This is a genomic window from Imbroritus primus (assembly GCF_964332355.1).
Taxonomy (GTDB): domain Bacteria; phylum Pseudomonadota; class Gammaproteobacteria; order Burkholderiales; family Burkholderiaceae; genus Imbroritus; species Imbroritus primus.
Genome location: NZ_OZ201293.1, coordinates 3,212,608 through 3,228,839, shown reverse-complemented (window position 1 = coordinate 3,228,839; position 16,232 = coordinate 3,212,608). Strand labels below are relative to the sequence as shown.

At 67.3% G+C, this 16,232-nt stretch carries 14 protein-coding genes; 8 read left to right on the top strand and 6 right to left on the bottom strand.

The genetic code is table 11. The annotated features are described in order from the left end of the window. Positions 1 to 27: 27 nt before the first annotated feature. From ACQ3C8_RS14905 to ACQ3C8_RS14890, 4 genes are all read left to right on the top strand, one after another. Positions 28 to 948 carry a LysR family transcriptional regulator gene (locus ACQ3C8_RS14905; protein ID WP_428851989.1) on the top strand — a complete coding sequence of 307 codons (921 nt, stop codon included), beginning with the start codon at positions 28 to 30 and terminating at the stop codon, positions 946 to 948. Positions 949 to 1,047: 99 nt separating this feature from the next. Further along, entirely contained in the window at positions 1,048 to 2,499 is a 1,452-nt protein-coding gene (locus ACQ3C8_RS14900; protein ID WP_428851988.1) for an amidase, read from the top strand. Positions 2,500 to 2,594: 95 nt separating this feature from the next. After that, positions 2,595 to 3,599 (top strand): Bug family tripartite tricarboxylate transporter substrate binding protein, encoded by a 1,005-nt coding sequence (locus tag ACQ3C8_RS14895; protein ID WP_009522746.1) that lies wholly within the window; start codon positions 2,595 to 2,597, stop codon positions 3,597 to 3,599. Positions 3,600 to 3,718: 119 nt separating this feature from the next. After that, positions 3,719 to 4,282, top strand: a complete 564-nt coding sequence (locus ACQ3C8_RS14890) for a superoxide dismutase family protein (RefSeq protein ID WP_428851987.1) — start codon at positions 3,719 to 3,721, stop codon at positions 4,280 to 4,282. Between the two features lie 83 nt (positions 4,283 to 4,365). On the opposite strand, the gene ACQ3C8_RS14885 is transcribed toward ACQ3C8_RS14890, so the two are convergent. Both ACQ3C8_RS14885 and ACQ3C8_RS14880 read right to left on the bottom strand, forming a co-directional pair. Beyond that, on the bottom strand, positions 4,366 to 4,623 hold the full coding sequence (locus ACQ3C8_RS14885) for a hypothetical protein (RefSeq protein ID WP_009522748.1): 258 nt from the start codon (positions 4,621 to 4,623) through the stop codon (positions 4,366 to 4,368). A gap of 95 nt (positions 4,624 to 4,718) precedes the next feature. Then, on the bottom strand, positions 4,719 to 5,009 hold the full coding sequence (locus tag ACQ3C8_RS14880; RefSeq protein ID WP_428851986.1) for a hypothetical protein: 291 nt from the start codon (positions 5,007 to 5,009) through the stop codon (positions 4,719 to 4,721). A gap of 427 nt (positions 5,010 to 5,436) precedes the next feature. Here ACQ3C8_RS14880 and ACQ3C8_RS14875 point away from each other — a divergent pair, with 427 nt between their 5' ends. Continuing rightward, positions 5,437 to 5,991 (top strand): NADPH-dependent FMN reductase, encoded by a 555-nt coding sequence (locus ACQ3C8_RS14875; RefSeq protein ID WP_428851985.1) that lies wholly within the window; start codon positions 5,437 to 5,439, stop codon positions 5,989 to 5,991. A 135-nt stretch (positions 5,992 to 6,126) separates the two neighbouring features. Here ACQ3C8_RS14875 and ACQ3C8_RS14870 read toward each other — a convergent pair whose 3' ends face one another. The 4 genes from ACQ3C8_RS14870 to ACQ3C8_RS14855 all read right to left on the bottom strand — a co-directional run bounded on the left by ACQ3C8_RS14870 (position 6,127) and on the right by ACQ3C8_RS14855 (position 10,979). Continuing rightward, complete coding sequence (locus ACQ3C8_RS14870) at positions 6,127 to 6,810, bottom strand: alpha/beta hydrolase (RefSeq protein WP_428851984.1); 684 nt, start codon at positions 6,808 to 6,810, stop codon at positions 6,127 to 6,129. A gap of 125 nt (positions 6,811 to 6,935) precedes the next feature. Continuing rightward, positions 6,936 to 9,053, bottom strand: a complete 2,118-nt coding sequence (locus ACQ3C8_RS14865) for an ATP-dependent helicase (protein ID WP_428851983.1) — start codon at positions 9,051 to 9,053, stop codon at positions 6,936 to 6,938. Next, positions 9,050 to 9,643 carry a LexA family protein gene (locus tag ACQ3C8_RS14860; protein WP_428851982.1) on the bottom strand — a complete coding sequence of 198 codons (594 nt, stop codon included), beginning with the start codon at positions 9,641 to 9,643 and terminating at the stop codon, positions 9,050 to 9,052. Before ACQ3C8_RS14860 ends, ACQ3C8_RS14865 begins: the two co-directional genes overlap by 4 nt. Before the next feature lie 130 nt (positions 9,644 to 9,773). Further along, positions 9,774 to 10,979: an MFS transporter gene (locus ACQ3C8_RS14855; protein ID WP_009522754.1), complete on the bottom strand. Its 1,206-nt coding sequence runs from the start codon at positions 10,977 to 10,979 to the stop codon at positions 9,774 to 9,776. Positions 10,980 to 11,223: 244 nt separating this feature from the next. On the opposite strand from ACQ3C8_RS14855, the gene ACQ3C8_RS14850 reads away from it, so the two are divergent. The 3 genes from ACQ3C8_RS14850 to ACQ3C8_RS14840 all read left to right on the top strand — a co-directional run bounded on the left by ACQ3C8_RS14850 (position 11,224) and on the right by ACQ3C8_RS14840 (position 16,142). Beyond that, the gene (locus ACQ3C8_RS14850; RefSeq protein ID WP_428851981.1) at positions 11,224 to 12,729 is read left to right on the top strand and encodes an AMP nucleosidase; all 1,506 of its coding nucleotides are present in this window, start codon (positions 11,224 to 11,226) and stop codon (positions 12,727 to 12,729) included. Between the two features lie 135 nt (positions 12,730 to 12,864). Next, the gene (locus ACQ3C8_RS14845; RefSeq protein ID WP_428851980.1) at positions 12,865 to 15,339 is read left to right on the top strand and encodes a transglycosylase domain-containing protein; all 2,475 of its coding nucleotides are present in this window, start codon (positions 12,865 to 12,867) and stop codon (positions 15,337 to 15,339) included. A gap of 14 nt (positions 15,340 to 15,353) precedes the next feature. Beyond that, entirely contained in the window at positions 15,354 to 16,142 is a 789-nt protein-coding gene (locus ACQ3C8_RS14840) for an aldolase (RefSeq protein WP_428851979.1), read from the top strand. Positions 16,143 to 16,232 lie beyond the last annotated feature (90 nt).

Sequence of the window (16,232 nt, the reverse complement as noted above, 5' to 3'; positions counted from 1 at the left end):
GCGCACAACGCATCAATCGACAGGATCATGGAACTCGACGCCTATCTCTTCTTCGCCACCGTGGTGGAGGCCGGCAGCTTCATGGGCGCGGCGCGCAAGCTCGGCATCGACCGCTCCAATGTCAGCCGCCGCATCCGCAAGCTCGAGCGCGACGCCCAGGCGCAGCTGCTCCGGCGCACCACGCGGCGCATGAGCCTGACCGACATCGGCGAGGCATTCTATGCGCAATGCACCGTGATCCGCGCCGAGGTGGAGCGCGCCGCCGAGTTGCTCGACACGCTGGGCAGCGTGGTGCGCGGACCTTTGCATGTCAGCTGTCCGCCGGCCGTGGGACGGCTGTACCTGACGGCGCTGTTCGCGGAGTTTTGTACGCGCTTTCCGGAGGTAACGCTGTCCGTCACCTTCAAGGGCGGCATGGTCGATCTGATGGAAAGCAATATCGACGTCGCGCTGCGGGTCACCAACGAACCGGGCGAGCATTGTGTGGCGCGCGCGCTCGGGCCGATCGAGTGGCGGCTATGCGCAAGCCCCGGCTATCTCGCGGCGCGTGGGCGACCGCAAACACCGGAAGACCTGACCAGCCATACCTGCCTGGGCGTGCGGCACCGCGTGGCGCTCGAGCTGGCGCACGCGCAGACCGGCCAGTTGCACCGCACGGCGCTGCAGTCGCATATCGAGTCGGCCGACTACGGCTTTCTCGGCGAAATGGCGGCGGCGGGCCACGGCATCGCGCTGCTGCCATCCTACGTGGCTGCGGAGGGCCGCCAGCGCGGCACGCTGGTGACGGTGCTCGACGACTACCGGCTGACCGGCTCACCCGGCGCGACGCTCTACGCCATCACGCTGCCAACGCGCTATACGCCACCGCCGCTGCGCGCCTTCGTGGAGTTCCTGAAAAAACGCTTCGATACCGGCCTGCCATGGGAGACGCGGACGAGCGCCGGTTGATGTTCACACGCTGGAGCAGCACCAATACGGGTTATCCTTACGGCTGTGCCGGCTGCGCGCATGCGCGGGCCGCAGAATACCGACTGGAGATTGCCGTTCATGAGCGAAGCGCTCTGTTTCCTGTCCGCCGCTGAGCTTCGCACCCGCATCGCCCGCAAGGACATTTCCCCCGTAGACGTGACGGCCGCCGTGCTGGCACGCGCCGCACGCCTGCAACCCGAACTCAACTGCTTCATTACGCTCTGCGCCGATTCGGCGATGGAAGAGGCCCGGCAGGCCGAACAGGCCATCAGCGCAGGCCGTCCGCTGGGCCTGTTGCATGGCATCCCGTTCACCGTCAAGGACATCGTCAACACCGCCGGTGTGCGCACCACCTTCGGCGCGGTACCGTTTGCCGACAATGTACCGGCGCAGGATGCAGTGTCGGTCGCACGCCTGCGCGCGCAAGGCGCAATCCTGATCGGCAAGACCACATCGCCGGAATTCGGCTCGAAATGCCTGACCGATTCCCCGCTCTACGGCCGCACCCGCAATGCCTGGGATGCCACACGCACCAGCGGCGGCTCGAGCGGCGGCGCGGCGGTGGCCGTCGCCAGCGGCATCGCCCCACTGGCGGTGGCCACTGACGGCGGCGGCTCGACGCGCATTCCGGCCGCCTGCAATGGCGTGGTGGGCATCAAGCAAAGCCAGGGCGTGGTGCCGCACAGCCAGGCACAGGACCTGTTCGGCAACCAGACCTATGTCACGCCGACCACGCGTACCGTGGCCGATACCGGCCTGATGCTGCAGGCCATGGCCGGACCGCACGCCTGCGATCCGTGGTCGCTCGGCATGCCGTCTCCGGATTACATTGGCGCGGCCCAGCCGCAGGGCGACCTGCGCGGCCGCCGCATCCTCTACTGCCTGGCGCCGCCGGGACGGCCCGTGGCCGCCGATGTCGCCGAGGCCTTCGAGGCCAGCCTTACCACCCTGGCAGGACTCGGCGCGGAACTGGAAGAATTTTCCGGCGAGGGCTTCAATGTCGAAAGCATCTGGCGCGCCATCAACCACACCGTGTGGCGCACGCGCTTCGTGGAACTGGCGGAGAAACACGGCGACACACTGAGCCCGACCTTCCTCAAGCAGATCGCCTCGGCCTCCGAAGTCAGCGGCGTGGAATACCAGCGCGCCATGTTCGACCGCAGCGCGCTGTTCCTGCGCGTGCAGGACCTGCTGGGGCGAGCCGATTTCCTTGCCATGCCGACGCTGACGCGCACGGCGCTGCCGATCGACCAGGACCTGTTCGGGACCATCGACATCGATGGCCAGGCCCTGGAGAACGTGCGCGCGCACTGGTTCCCGTGGACCATGCCGTTCAATATGACTGGCCATCCGGCTATCAGCCTGCCGTGCGGGTTCGGTACGGATGGCCTGCCCATCGGCCTGCAGCTGGTAGGGCAGTTCCGTGGCGATGCCGACCTGCTGCGCGCCGCCGCCGTGTTCGAAGCGGCGTGCGACCAGCGCGGCCGCTGGCCGCAGTTTCCGGCCGCGGCAACCGGCGGCGCGTGCTGAGCGCGGCGGCACACCGTTGCTTGCATTTTTGTTTGTTCTTTTGCTTCTTTGTTCTTTTGCTTCTTCGTTCGTTTGTACTTGAGAGACCCATCGACATGACTTCCTCTACCCGCCGCCGCTTCGTTCAACATTCCCTGGCTGCCTCGGCGGCGATGCTGGCGGGCCTGGCCCTGCACGCTCCGGCCTGGGCCGCAAACGACAACGACACGCCGATCCGCATCATCGTCGGCTACGCGCCGGGCGGCGCCGCCGATAACCTGGCGCGCCTGTACGCCGAGCAACTGCGCCAGGACGGCCACGGTACGGTGCTGGTGGAAAACAAGCCGGGCGCCTCGGCGCGCCTCGCGCTCGACTATGTGAAGCGCTCGAAGCCCGATGGCAAGACGATCTTCGTCGGTCCGTCGCCGCTCTTCACCATCTTTCCGCTGACCTACAAAAAGCTCGGCTACGACGCCGACAAGGACCTGGTGCCGGCAGCCCTGCTGACCGATGTGCCGACAGTCATCGCAGCCGGTCCGCAGCAACCGTACAAGACCCTCGGGGAGTATGTCGCCTGGGCCAAGAAGAATCCGCAGCAGGCCAGCATTGGCCTCGCCACCATTGGCAGTGCAGGTCATCTCGGCGCGGTGGCGCTCGGCAACGACATCAACGTGAAGATCACGCCGGCGGCGTATCGCGGCGCATCGCCGATGCTGGTCGATGTAATCAGCGGCAATGTGTCGATGGGCTGGGATGCGGTCGCCAGCATGATGCAGCTCTACAAGGGCGGCAAGCTGCGCTTCCTCGGCGTGAGCGGCACCAAGCGCGCCAAGGCGCTGCCGGAAGTGCCGACAGCCAAGGAGCAGGGCTTCGGCCAGTTCGAATACGCCACCAGCTGGTACGGTGCGTTCGTGCCGGGCGGCACGCCGCCGGAAGTGATGGCGCGCGTGGAGAAGATGTTCATTGCAGCCTCGAACAATGCCGCGACGGCGGCCAAGCTCGAAGGGCTGGGCCTCGAAGTGGTCGGCAAGACCGGCAAGGAAGCGCAGCAGCGCATGCTGACCGAGCGTGCCGCCTGGAAGCCGATCGTCGAGGCCTCGGGCTTCGTGGCGGAGGACTGAGTTTCCCGGTGTCTTCCCGTCACGCTTCAGGTTGACAACGCGGTGCCGCTGCATCAACACTCGTAGGGCGCTTCGACCCTGCGGGCACGTGTCGCGTGCCGCTCAACCTGGAGACAATAATGAAGATACCGCATCCATTCCGAACGGCCGGCCGGTCGGCCCGTATCCTGGCCACCGCGGGTGTTGCCACTGCAGTCGCGTTGGGCCTGGCCGCATGTGCCACACCCAAGCCTTCGGCCGTCGCCACGGCCCAGCTCGAGCCAACGCGCGGCAATACTGCCAACGGCTCGGTGCGCTTCGAGCAGATTGGCGACAAGGTGCGCGTGACCGGCACGGTACGCGGACTGACACCGGGCGCGCAACTGGGTTTCCATGTGCATGAGAAGGGCGACTGCTCGAGCGGTGACGGCATGAGCGCGGGCGGTCACTTCAATCCGGGCGGTACGCCGCACGGCCGCCACGGCGCCGGACCGCATCACGCGGGCGACCTGCCGTCGCTGGTGGTGGATGCCGCCGGACAGGCGCGCGTGGAATTCGTGACGACGTCGATCAGCGTGGGGCGCGGCGCGAACAGCGTGCTCGACCGCGGCCTGATCGTGCACCGCGATCCGGACGACTACACCACCCAGCCGACCGGCAATGCCGGGCCGCGTCTGGCGTGCGGCGTCATTCGCCAGGGCTGAGCGAGCAGTACGGAGCCGGCGCGTGGCGCGGGCTCCGCTTTGATCCTGTGGTATTCCTGCGGCCAGCGTGCGCTGGCCGTCTTTCATTCCTCTAGCCGGGCGCGCAGTTCACGCGCCTTTTCGAGCAGCCCCTCGTAACCCGAACGGACATGCGCCGGCAGGTCCGGGTCGCCGATAACCGTGCCGAGGGTCTCCATCACGCTGTACAGCAAACCCTTCGCGGCACTGGCCGCAATGCTGTCATCGTCGACGGCGTTGCTGAGATGCTCGAGCGCATCGCCAATATGTTCTGCGCCGGCGTGCTTGCCCGGCTCCGGATCGGAAGGCAGATGGGAAACCATGTCGTACTCCCCTGATGGCGTCAGCCGTGGTCATGGGGCGGTGCACCGCGCAATGGCACGGGCATGCCCTGGATGCCTCTGGTTACGTTTCTACTTTACCGGACTTTGGCCTGGTAGCGTGTGTAGACGACGGACTGCTCGAGATACGTCTGGACCTTGCGCTCGGTGTCGCGCGCCAGCTGGTCGGCGGCGCGGCGTGCGCCAGCCTTGCCATGCGAGGACACCATCTGCGTTTCGAGGTAGGTGCGGAAGGAGGTGCGCATGGCCGAGAGCCGGTCATCGCACGCGCGCAGCGCCTGGCGGGCCACGTCGGGCGAGGAGGCGCTGCCACGCATGAGTTCGTTGGCCTTGTCGGTGGCACATTCGAAATGACGCGCACGCAGCATTTGCCATTCCGGCATCTGGGCGGGTGCCGCGGCCTGCGCCGCCGGAGTATCGGCGGGGGCCTCGGCCGCCTGCTGCTGTTTCGGAGAGCTGCCGCAAGCAACGAGCAATGTCGCCGTGCAGAGCGCGAGGGGGAGGGAGTATGCGCGCGTATTCATGCCCGGTGGACCGTGCCTGTCGGGATTGGTTCCGCGCATTGGCATACGCCAGCCGCATCCATGTCCTGGCGTGTCAATCGCATCACGTCGCGATACCGGTGCGGCGTCTGCCGCGTGTCGGAGAAAGCACGGCAGACAACCCGGGCAAACCTGTCTAGACTCTGTGTTACCCGCACGGCAGATCATGGTTCGCACTGTTTGCTCGAGACTCCATGGTCGCGCCCGCTGCCCACCTTCGCGGTCTCCCGCGTATCCGCTTCAAGGAGAAGCCATGTCCCCGTACACCATCGCCGTTGTCATCGGCAGCCTGCGCAAGGAATCGTTCAATGTGCGCCTGGCGCGCGCGCTCGAGAAATTGGCGCCGCCGGAACTGAAGTTTCATTACGTGCGCATGGACGACCTGCCGCTCTACAACCAGGACGACGACGACCATCCCGCTGCGCCGGTGCAGCGCATGAAGGATGAGGTCAAGGCGGCGCACGGCGTGCTGTTCGTGACCCCGGAATACAACCGCTCGATGCCCGGCATCCTGAAAAACGCGCTGGACCACGGTTCGCGGCCGTATGGCAAGAGCGTGTGGGCCGGCAAGCCGGCAGGCGTGGCCGGCATCTCGCCGGGTGCGACCGGTACCTCGATGGCGCAGCAGCACCTGCGCAATGTGCTGTGCTACCTCGACATGCCGCTGCTCACGCAGCCGGAGCTCTACCTGCAGATGAAGGACGATCTGTTCGATGCCGACGGCGGCATCGGCAATCCCGGCACCCGCAAGTTCCTGCAGGGCTGGATGGATCGCTACGTGGCCTGGATCAAGCAGCACGCGCACTGAGCGCCGCACCAGGCGCTTACTGGGCGCTTACTGAGCGCTTATTGGACCGGGGGCGGGGAGGGATACTTCGCCGTCGCGGTGGAGTGGACCGCGCCATGGTGCCGCGGCACGCTGGCGCAGCCGCTCAGGCAACCCTCAGGCCGCGCGTGTACCGATGCGCGCGGTCAGCCATGCGCCGATCTCGGTGATTTCCTCGAGGCACACGGAGTGCGCCATCGGATAGGTGCGCCACTCGAGCGGATTGCCGAGGTCCGTCAGCACCTGCCGTGCCTGCTCGCCGAGCTGCAGCGGCACCACGCCATCCTGCGTGCCATGGGCGGCGAACACCGGCGTCGCACGGTTGGCGGGATCGAACTCGGCAGCGAGCAGGGCCGGGGCGGGAATGTACGTCGACAGCGCGATGATCCCGGCCAGCGCCTCGGGATGCGTGAGACCGGCGATATAGGCAATCGCGCCGCCTTGCGAGAAACCGGCCAGCACGATGCGCGAGGTCGGCACGCCGCGTCCGTTCTCGCGTTCGATCAGCTTGCGCACGATGTCGCGCGAGGCGCGGATCCCGGCCTCGTCGGCGTGGCGCGCACCGCCGTCAATGGCGACGATGTCGTACCACGCGCGCATCACGTAGCCGTTGTTGATGGTCACCGGAATCGTCGGCGCATGAGGAAACACGAAGCGCACTGCGACATCCTCGGACAGGCCGAGCTCAGGCACCACCGGCACGAAATCGCTGCCGTCCGCGCCGAGGCCATGCATCCAGATGACGGAGAAGTCGGGATTCGGTGCGGTTTCGATTTCGATGGCGGGCAACGTCGTGGTCATGTCGGCAGTTCCAGCTAAAAAAAGTCCATGCTGCGGTAAGGGCGGGCTCAAGCGTCGAAGGGCGAAAGCGCGCGAAGGATCGGTACAGCCTTGGGTAGCAGTTCCGGCAATATCGAACCGCGATCTTAGCGCACCTTCCACTGCCCGCGCATCCGCGCCAGCATATCGATGGCGGCGGGCGGCGGGCGACGCGAGGGCGGCAGCGGCTCGAGCGGCGGCGGGGGTGGCCACGAGCACGTCTCGAAGGTGCGCGCCACGACGTTGGAAATGAAGCGGCTGCGCCCTGCGAGCACGTGGCGGTCACCGTACTTTTGCTGCGGCACATAGAAGCGCTGCGGCACGATCAGCTGCAGATGATCGCGCGCCCGCGTCATACCCACGTACAGCAGGCGGCGCTCCTCTTCGATCTCATCCTGCGAGCCGGTCGCCAGATCCGAGGGCATGCAGCCATCGACCACGTTGAGGATCGACACCGCGCGCCACTCCTGCCCCTTGGCCGAGTGGATGGTTGACAGCACCATGTAGTCATCATCGCGCAGCGGCACGCCGGATTCGCCACTCGACGCTTCCGGCGGATCGAGCGTCAGCTCGGTCAGGAAACGCTCACGCGAGGCATACGTGGCGGCGATGCGTTCAAGCTGATCGATGTCGCCGCTGCGCACCGCCGCGTCGTCATGCAGGCGCTCGAGATGCGGCGCATACCAGCGCGCCACCGCACCGACCTCCGCAGGCCACGCGGAACGCTCCCGGTGCAGCATGGCAAACAGCGGGGCAAATGCGGCCCAGGCCTCTGCTGCCGCAGCGGGCATGCGGAAGGCGAGCAGGGCCGCCAGCGGATCGGCCGACGCGTCCATGGCATCGAGCAAACGCGTAGCGCTCACTGGACCGATGCCAGGCAGTAGCCGCACGACGCGAAAACCGGCGATGCGGTTGCGCGGATTCTGCGCCCAGCGCAGCATCGAGAGCACGTCCTTGACGTGCGTGGCCTCGAGAAACTTCAGCCCGCCGAATTTCACGAACGGAATATTGCGCCGCACCAGTTCGATCTCGAGCTGCGCGCTGTGGCTGGCCGTGCGGAACAGCGCCGCCTGCGCCTTGAGCGCCATGCCCTGCTCGCGATGGGCGAGCACCGAGGCGGCGACACAGCGCGCCTGCTCGGCCTCGTCAGCCACCGACACGAGACGCGGCTTCTGCCCGCCGTCGCGCGTGCTCCACAGGTCCTTGGCATAACGCTCGGGCGCGAGGCCGATGATGGCATTCGATGCGGCGAGGATCGGCGGCGTCGAGCGGTAGTTGCGGGAGAGCGTGACGATGCGCGCCGGCGGATCGAAGTGGCGAGGAAAATCGAGGATGTTGCGGACCGTGGCCGCACGAAAGGAATAGATGGACTGCGCATCGTCGCCGACCACCGTCAGGCCGCGCCCGTCGGGCCGCAGCGCCAGCAGGATGGAGGCCTGCAGGCGGTTGGTGTCCTGGTACTCGTCCACCAGGATGTGATCGAAGCGCGCCCGCAGTTGCGCAGCCAGTGCAGGCTCCTGCATCAGGTGCGCCCAGTACAGCAGCAGGTCGTCGTAGTCGAGCACGTGCTGCGCCTGCTTGGCAGCCACGTAGCTTTCGAACAGTTCGGCCAGTTCCGCCTCCCATTGCGCGCACCACGGAAAGGCGGTGCGCAGCACGGCGGACAGGTCCGCCTCGCTGTTCACGGCGCGCGAGTAGATCGCCAGGCAGGTGGCCTTGGTGGGAAAGCGGTCCCGCGTGGCGTCGAGGCCAAGATCGTGCCGCACCAGCGCCAGCATGTCCTCGGCATCGGCGCGGTCGTGGATGGTGAAGTCGGGCGACAGGCCGATCTGCTCGGCCACCTCGCGCAGCAGCCGTGCGCCCACGCCGTGGAAGGTGCCGGCCCATGGGAATACCGGCGGCCGCTGCCCGGCCGGGGCGCCGAGCACACGGTTGATGATCTGCCCGACACGCCGCTCCATTTCGGCGGCGGCGCGGCGCGAGAAAGTCAGCAGCAGGATGCGCTGCGGATCGGCACCGCTGAAGACGAGATGCGCGACGCGGTGCGCCAGCGTGTTGGTCTTGCCCGAACCAGCGCCGGCGATCACCAGCAGCGGACCGTCAGCGGCGGCATGCAGCGCGGCGGTGCATTGCTCGGGGTTGAGGCTGGCCAGATACGCGGGCGTGTCTGCCGCACCTGGGGCGGGCTGCCCCCCGGTCGCTGCCGCGTCGAACACGGCGCTCATGCGCGCGGCCGCCCGGCCTTGCGGAACAGGCCGATATAGACGCCATAGATTTCCAGCGCCCGCGCCGGGCGGATCGGCCCGTAGGCCGCATTGGCCGCTTCAAGGTAGTAGCCGGCCGCATCCTGCGCCAGGTATTTCAGCGTGAATTCGTCATCGACCATGGCCAGCACGATCTCGCCGACGCGCGCCGTGGTGCGCCGTTCGATCACGACGAAATCGCCATCCTGGATAGCGGCATCGATCATCGAATCGCCCTTGACCTTGAAGACCACGGTGTCCGACGGCTTGTCGATCAGGTAACTGTCGATGGTCACCACATCGGCCGGCGCATCCGCCGCGGCTTCCGGCAAGCCAGCACGCACGCGGCCCGCCAGCGGACGCTCGAAAAAGCGCGGCCCCGGGCGCAGTCGGTTGCCGGGCGCGTCTTCAAGGAAACGTTCCTCCTTGAGGCGTACGGCGATGCGGTGGGCCCAGGAACGCGCTTCCACGCCCCACAGGGCGCCCAACTGCGTGGTGGAGGGAATGATGGACTCGGCGCGGTAGTAATCGCGCAACTGGCCCAGGTAACGCGAGAGATCGGCGGGTTGCATGGGGCGGCTCGGCTAAAACGGGAATAGATGTCGACCGGGATGCCAGCTGCGAGGCGGCAGCAGGACAATTGCTCTCAGTATAGAGGACAATCGTTCTGCCGCGAAAGTCTTCGGGTCGCCGCCCACGCCATCAGCGTACCGGCCCGGGGATGGACGCAGGACGCACCAACAGTGGCAAGGCCGCCAGCGCTGCGGCGGCAAGACCGGCGCCGACGGTAAAGGTGAGCGCCGGACCGCTGCGGTCCCACAGCACGCCGGCCAGCACGCTCGCCAACAACAGCGCGCCGCCGCTGACAAGATTGAAGAAACCATAGGCCGTGCCGCGCAGGTCGGCCGGCGCGGTATCGGCCACCATGGCTGCCAGCAACCCCTGTGTCATGGCCATGTGCAGGCCCCACAGCAGGATCCCGCCCCACAGCCAGCCACCGTGCGCGCCCATTGCCAGTGCCACGTCGGCGGCGATCAGCAACACCAGTCCGAGCGCCAGCAGACGCCCGTGCGACACCCGGTCCGCGAGCCGGCCGCATGGATAGGCGGCGGCGGCATAGACCACGTTCATGGCAATCAGCACCAAGGGCGTCCACGCGACCGGCAGGCCACCATCGAGCGCACGCAACACGAGAAAGGCTTCTGAAAAACGGGCCAGCGTAAACAGCGCCCCCACGATCACGACACCCCAATAGGCGCGATCGAGCCGGGCGAGATTGGCACGACTGATCGGATTGCTCCGCACCGGTCCGCGTGGATGATCGGGTTCGCGCACGCCCAGCGCGAGCACTGCCACCGACAGCGCGGCCGGGATAATGGCGACCCAGAACACCGCGCGAAAATCGCCGGCCCACAGCAGCATCAGGCCAATGGCCAGCAAGGGGCCGAGGAACGCTCCGACGGTGTCGAGCGCCTGACGCAGGCCGAACGCCGCGCCGCGCATGCCGGGCGGCGCGAGATCAGCCACCAGGGCATCGCGCGGGGCGCCGCGCACGCCCTTGCCGACACGGTCGATCAGGCGCGCACCGAGCACCATGCCGGGGCTCAAGGCCAGCGCGAACAGGGGTTTGGACAGCGCCCCGAGCCCGTAGCCGAACAGTGCCAGCGGCTTGCGCTTGCCCCAGTAGTCGCTGATGACGCCCGAGAACACCTTGAGCACCAGCGCGGTGGCTTCCGCCGCGCCCTCGATCAGGCCCACCATGGTGGCGCTGGCCGCCAGCGTGGTGACCATGAAGACCGGCAGCAGGCTGTGGATCAGTTCGGACGAAATATCCATCAGCAGACTGACGCAACCCAGCGCCCAGATGGCCGGCGGCAGGCGGGACGACGAGGCGGAGCGAGAGTGCATGGCAAGGCTCGGATGGAAACACGCAAGGACAAATGCGGCGTGCAGCGACCAGTATGGCGATCCATGTGGCAGCTGGGGAAACCGGCAACCGATTGTACGGCGCTCGGCAACGGCCATCATGACACGCCTGTGACGGCGCCGCGCATCGCATTCGTCATGCGCAACCCGTACAATATCCGCAACGGCCTGCCGTGCCGGCGGCCACCCGCTCCGACCTGCTCACGACCTTTCCGGGAGTCGCACGTTGCTCACACCGCAATACATCGCCCCCGCCCGTTTCGACGACCCTGCCGCCGCCATGGCGTGCGTGCGTACCATCTACGACAACAGCATTGCCCATCTGCGCGAGCACCTGCACCGTTTCGTCACCGGCGATACGCCGAACGCGCGCGTGCGCGCCTGCTATCCGTTCGTACGCTTCCATACCGACAGCGTGGCGCGCGCCGATTCGCGGCTGTCGTATGGTTTCGTTTCCGGTCCGGGCACGTTCGAGACCACGCTCACGCGGCCCGACCTGTTCGCCAACTACTACGAGGAACAGTTCCGCCTGCTGCTGGCCAACCATGAGGGCAACGCAGGGCTGCAGCTGGAGATCGGCACCAGCTCGCAACCGATTCCCGTGCATTTCTCGTTCGCCGAGCACTACCACATCGAAGGCGACCTGAGCCTCGAGCGCCGCCGCCTGTTGCGCGACCTGTTCGACCTGCCGGACCTGTCGGCCATGGACGACGGCATCGCCAACGGCATCTATGACATCGTGCCGGGCCAGGCGCAGCCACTGGCGCTGTTCACCGCGCCGCGCGTCGATTATTCGCTGCAGCGCCTGCGCCACTACACCGGCACCGCGCCGGAGCATTTCCAGAACTTCGTGATGTTCACGAACTACCAGTTCTACATCGACGAGTTCGTACGCCTCGGCCACGAGATGATGAACCGTGCGCCCGATGCCGCCACGCCCACCGATGACGACGGCTACATCGCCTTCGTCGAACCAGGTAACGTAATCCACCGGCGCGTGGGCAACGGCGCGGACGATCCAGGCACGCCGCCGCCGCGCCTGCCGCAGATGCCGGCCTACCACCTGATCCGCGCCGACGGCAGCGGCATCACCATGGTGAACATCGGCGTAGGGCCGGCAAACGCCAAGACCATCACCGACCACATTGCCGTGCTGCGCCCACATGTGTGGCTGATGCTCGGCCACTGCGCCGGCCTGCGCACCACGCAGCAGCTCGGCGACTACGTGCTGGCGCATGCCTACGTACGCGAGGACCATGTGCTCGATGAAGACGTGCCGCTGTGGGTGCCAATTCCGCCGCTGGCCGAGGTGCAGGTGGCGCTCGAGGATGCCGTTGCCGAAGTGACGCAGCTGACCGGTTACGAATTGAAGCGCATCATGCGCACCGGCACGGTGGCCAGCACCGACAACCGCAACTGGGAGCTGTTGCCGCACCGCACGCCCGAGCGGCGCTTCAGCCAGAGCCGCGCCATCGCGCTCGACATGGAAAGCGCCACCATCGCCGCCAACGGCTTCCGCTTCCGCGTGCCCTACGGCACGCTACTGTGCGTGAGCGACAAGCCGCTACATGGCGAGATCAAGCTGCCAGGCATGGCCAACCATTTCTACCGCGCCCGCGTCGACCAGCATCTGCGCATCGGCATCGCCGCGCTCGAAACGCTGCGGCGGCAGGGCGTGGACCGCCTCCACAGCCGCAAGCTGCGCAGCTTTGCTGAAGTGGCCTTCCAGTAAACGGACCGGCCGGCGACATCGTCTTGATGCGCCGCCCGTCCGGTTTGCCCCGGCCGCCACGCCTGCCGCTACAATGCCAATCTTCCGCCCCCGCCCGCGCGCCCAGGCGCGCCATGCCCCCATGATGCTGGTGTCATGACCCCGCAACATCTGAAAAGCCTGGCCGTCGAGGTATTCGGCCGCTTCGGTGCGCGCCTGCGCCATCCGACGCGGCGCGATATCGTGCTGGCAGTGGCGGCGGTTCCCGCGCTGTTTCTGCTCTATGCACTGCTGCTGGTGCCTTTCACGCCCGGCATCGGCGACATTCGCAAGGCCAAGATCGATCAGCCTGCGCAGGTGCTGTCGGCGGATGGCAAGGAGCTGGCGGTGTTCAAGCGCGCGAACCGCGAGTGGGTGACGCTCGACCAGGTCTCGCCGTTTGTCATCGACGCGCTGATCGCCACCGAGGACCACCGCTTCCGCGACCATTTCGGGCTCGACTGGCGGCGCATCGGCGGCGCGGCCCTGCGCACGTTCTCCGGCGACCGGCAGGGCGGCTCGACCATCACCCAGCAATTGGCGCGCAATCTCTATCCCGACGACATCGGCCGCGCGCCCACGCTGACGCGCAAGCTCAAGGAAGCCATCACCGCGCTGAAGATCGAGGCCCTCTACACCAAGGACGAGATCCTCGAGACCTATCTCAACACCGTGCCGTTCCTGTACAACGCCTACGGCATCGAGATGGCGGCGCGCACCTATTTCGACAAACCCGCACGCCGCCTCGACGTGCTCGAGAGCGCGACGCTGATCGGTATGCTCAAGGGCACCAGCTACTACAACCCGGTGCTCAATCCCGAGCGCTCGGTGCAGCGGCGCAATATCGTGCTGGCCCAGATGGCCAAGCGCGGCAAGCTCGATGCGGCGAAACTCGCGGGCCTGCAGGCGCGCACCCTGCGTATCGACTTTGCGCGACAGGTGGCCTCGCCGGGCCCGGCCCAGCATTTCGCGGAATACCTGCGCAAATGGCTGATCGACTGGGCCGACCGCAATGGCTACAGCCTCGACGCCGACGGCCTGGTGGTACACACCACGCTCGACGCCCGGCTGCAGACCATGGCCAACCAGGCGGTGATGCGCCAGGGCGACCGCCTGCAGGCGCTGGCCGACCAGACCTGGCGCGGCGCGTGGCAGAACAGCCCGGCGCTGGTCGACAGCTTTATCCGCGAATCGACGCAGTACCGCACGCTGGTCGAGCAGGGCCGCAAGCCCGAGGAGGCGTTGCGCCAGCTGCGCGACGATCGCGAGTTCATCCGCGCGCTGCGCCGCCAGAAGACACGCATCGAAGCCGGCTTCATGGCACTCGACCCGGCCACCGGTGCAATCCGTGCCTGGGTCGGCAGCCGCGATTACAGCGTGGATGCCTTCGACCATGTACAGCAGGCACAACGTCAGCCCGGCTCGACCTTCAAGCCTTTCGTGTATGGCGCGGCCTTCCAGCAAGGCGCGAAACCCGAGGACACGCTGCCCGATACGGCAGTGGAGTTCCGCCTGCCTGGCGGTGAGATCTGGAAACCCACAGACGGCGGTCCGCCGAGCGGCCAGTCGCTGAGCCTGCGTTACGGACTGGCCTACTCCAAGAACACCATCACCGCGCAACTCATGCAGAACACCGGCCCGGCGCGCGTGGCCAAACTGGCGCAGGCGATGGGTGTGCGCCAGAGCAGGCTCGACGCGGTGCCGTCGCTGGCGCTCGGCACCAGTCCGGTCACGCTCAAGGAAATGGTTGCGGCCTACGGCACCATTGCCGACGGTGGCGCCTATCGCGAACCGGTCTTCGTCACGCGTATCGAGAATGCCAACGGCAAGGTACTCGCGGAATTCCGGCCAGCACGTGCCGAGCGCGTGCTGGCACCGGCTACGGCCTACACGCTGCTCGACGTGATGCGCGACGTGATCGACCGCGGCACTGGCACGCTGATCCGCTCGCGCTTCGGCATTCCCGGCGATGTGGCCGGCAAGACCGGCACCACGCAGGACAATGCCGACGGCTGGTTCATCATGATGCATCCGCAACTGGTGGCCGGCGCGTGGGTGGGCTTCAACGACGCACGCGTCACGCTGCGCAGCGACTACTGGGGGCAGGGCGCACACAGCGCGCTGCCGATCGTCGGCGAGGTGTTCCAGCGCGCGATGCGCACGCGCGTGGTGGATGCCAAGCAGCGCTTTGCCGAACCGGACAACACCAGCTTCCTCGATCCGCTGAAGGCGCGCCTGCAAGGGTGGTTCGCGCAGTGGTTCGGCAAGGAAGAACCGGCGGCGCCCGCCGTGCCGGCCAAACGGCCGGCGGCACCGCCCACACCGGTGTCCGCCGTGGACGTACCGCCCGCCTCGGAATCCTTGCCGGAGCTGCCGCCCGCGCCCTCGGCCACACCCGATGCTGCCGGCGCCTTGCCCGATGTGCTGCCCTCGGGACCGGTGATTCCGGCGCCGCCCCCATCCTCGCTTCCATCCTCGCTTCCATCCTCGCCGCCAGCTTCACCCGCAGCCTCCGGCGTGCTGCCGCCGGCACAGCCGCAGCCGGCCGTGCCGCCCGCCGCGCCGGCGCTGCCGGCGACTGCTCCGCAATGAACCCAGGAGACCGTATGAGCCTGATCAACACTTCCCCGCTGGCCGCCTCCGAGAACGCCACCGCCGATGCCCTGCAGGCCGCGCGCCGCGATCTGGCGGCGGTATTCCGCATCGCCGCGCAGCTTGGCCTGCACGAAGGCACCTGCAACCACTTCAGCGCCGTGGCGCCGGGCCGGCCGGATTGCTACCTGATCAACCCGTTCGGCCTCCATTTCGCGGAGATGCGCGCCAGCGACCTGCTGCTGGTGGACGATGCAGGAACTGTCCTGGAAGGTTCGGGCGAAGTGGAAATCACCGCCTTCCACATCCACTCGCAGATCCACCGCGCCAACCCGCGCGCGGTGTGCGTGCTGCACACGCATATGCCGCACGCGACGGCCATCACGGCGCTGCATGACGGGCGGCTGGCGATGTGCCACCAGAACGCCGTGCGTTTTCACGGCCGTATCGCCTACGACCACGACACCACCGTCGGCTACCAGGGCCTGGCGCTGGCGGGAGAAGAAGGTGCGCGTATGGTGCGCGCACTGGGCGAGCACAGCGTGCTGTTCCTGCGCAGCCACGGTCCGATCGTCGTTGGGCCCACCATCGCGCAGGCCTTCGATGATCTCTATTACCTCGAACGCGCCGCCCAGGTGCAGGTGCTGGCGTCATCCATGGGACAACCGCTGGCCGAGATCGAGCCCGCGCTGGCGGCGCGCACGGCGGCCGATTTCCTGCGCGATGCGCCACGTTATGCGCGCGCGCACCTCGACGCATGGCAACGCATGCTGGAGCGCGCCGATCCGTCCTGGCGCATGTGATCTCGACAATGCACGGGCCACCGCACGGCGTCGCGGCGACCCGTGGAGTGGCGCTTGCACCACGTCCTCTCGCGGCGGTTGGAAGCGCCC

What these genes read in the sequence shown, in the direction of transcription:
- ACQ3C8_RS14840 (WP_428851979.1), top strand. Translation starts at nt 15,354, where the DNA reads ATGAGCCTGATCAACACTTCCCCGCTGGCCGCCTCCGAGAACGCCACC.
- ACQ3C8_RS14870 (WP_428851984.1), bottom strand. Translation starts at nt 6,810, where the DNA reads ATGACCACGACGTTGCCCGCCATCGAAATCGAAACCGCACCGAATCCC.
- ACQ3C8_RS14845 (WP_428851980.1), top strand. Translation starts at nt 12,865, where the DNA reads ATGACCCCGCAACATCTGAAAAGCCTGGCCGTCGAGGTATTCGGCCGC.
- ACQ3C8_RS14900 (WP_428851988.1), top strand. Translation starts at nt 1,048, where the DNA reads ATGAGCGAAGCGCTCTGTTTCCTGTCCGCCGCTGAGCTTCGCACCCGC.
- ACQ3C8_RS14865 (WP_428851983.1), bottom strand. Translation starts at nt 9,053, where the DNA reads ATGAGCGCCGTGTTCGACGCGGCAGCGACCGGGGGGCAGCCCGCCCCA.
- ACQ3C8_RS14855 (WP_009522754.1), bottom strand. Translation starts at nt 10,979, where the DNA reads ATGCACTCTCGCTCCGCCTCGTCGTCCCGCCTGCCGCCGGCCATCTGG.
- ACQ3C8_RS14875 (WP_428851985.1), top strand. Translation starts at nt 5,437, where the DNA reads ATGTCCCCGTACACCATCGCCGTTGTCATCGGCAGCCTGCGCAAGGAA.
- ACQ3C8_RS14890 (WP_428851987.1), top strand. Translation starts at nt 3,719, where the DNA reads ATGAAGATACCGCATCCATTCCGAACGGCCGGCCGGTCGGCCCGTATC.
- ACQ3C8_RS14885 (WP_009522748.1), bottom strand. Translation starts at nt 4,623, where the DNA reads ATGGTTTCCCATCTGCCTTCCGATCCGGAGCCGGGCAAGCACGCCGGC.
- ACQ3C8_RS14905 (WP_428851989.1), top strand. Translation starts at nt 28, where the DNA reads ATGGAACTCGACGCCTATCTCTTCTTCGCCACCGTGGTGGAGGCCGGC.
- ACQ3C8_RS14895 (WP_009522746.1), top strand. Translation starts at nt 2,595, where the DNA reads ATGACTTCCTCTACCCGCCGCCGCTTCGTTCAACATTCCCTGGCTGCC.
- ACQ3C8_RS14880 (WP_428851986.1), bottom strand. Translation starts at nt 5,009, where the DNA reads ATGCTGCGTGCGCGTCATTTCGAATGTGCCACCGACAAGGCCAACGAA.
- ACQ3C8_RS14860 (WP_428851982.1), bottom strand. Translation starts at nt 9,643, where the DNA reads ATGCAACCCGCCGATCTCTCGCGTTACCTGGGCCAGTTGCGCGATTAC.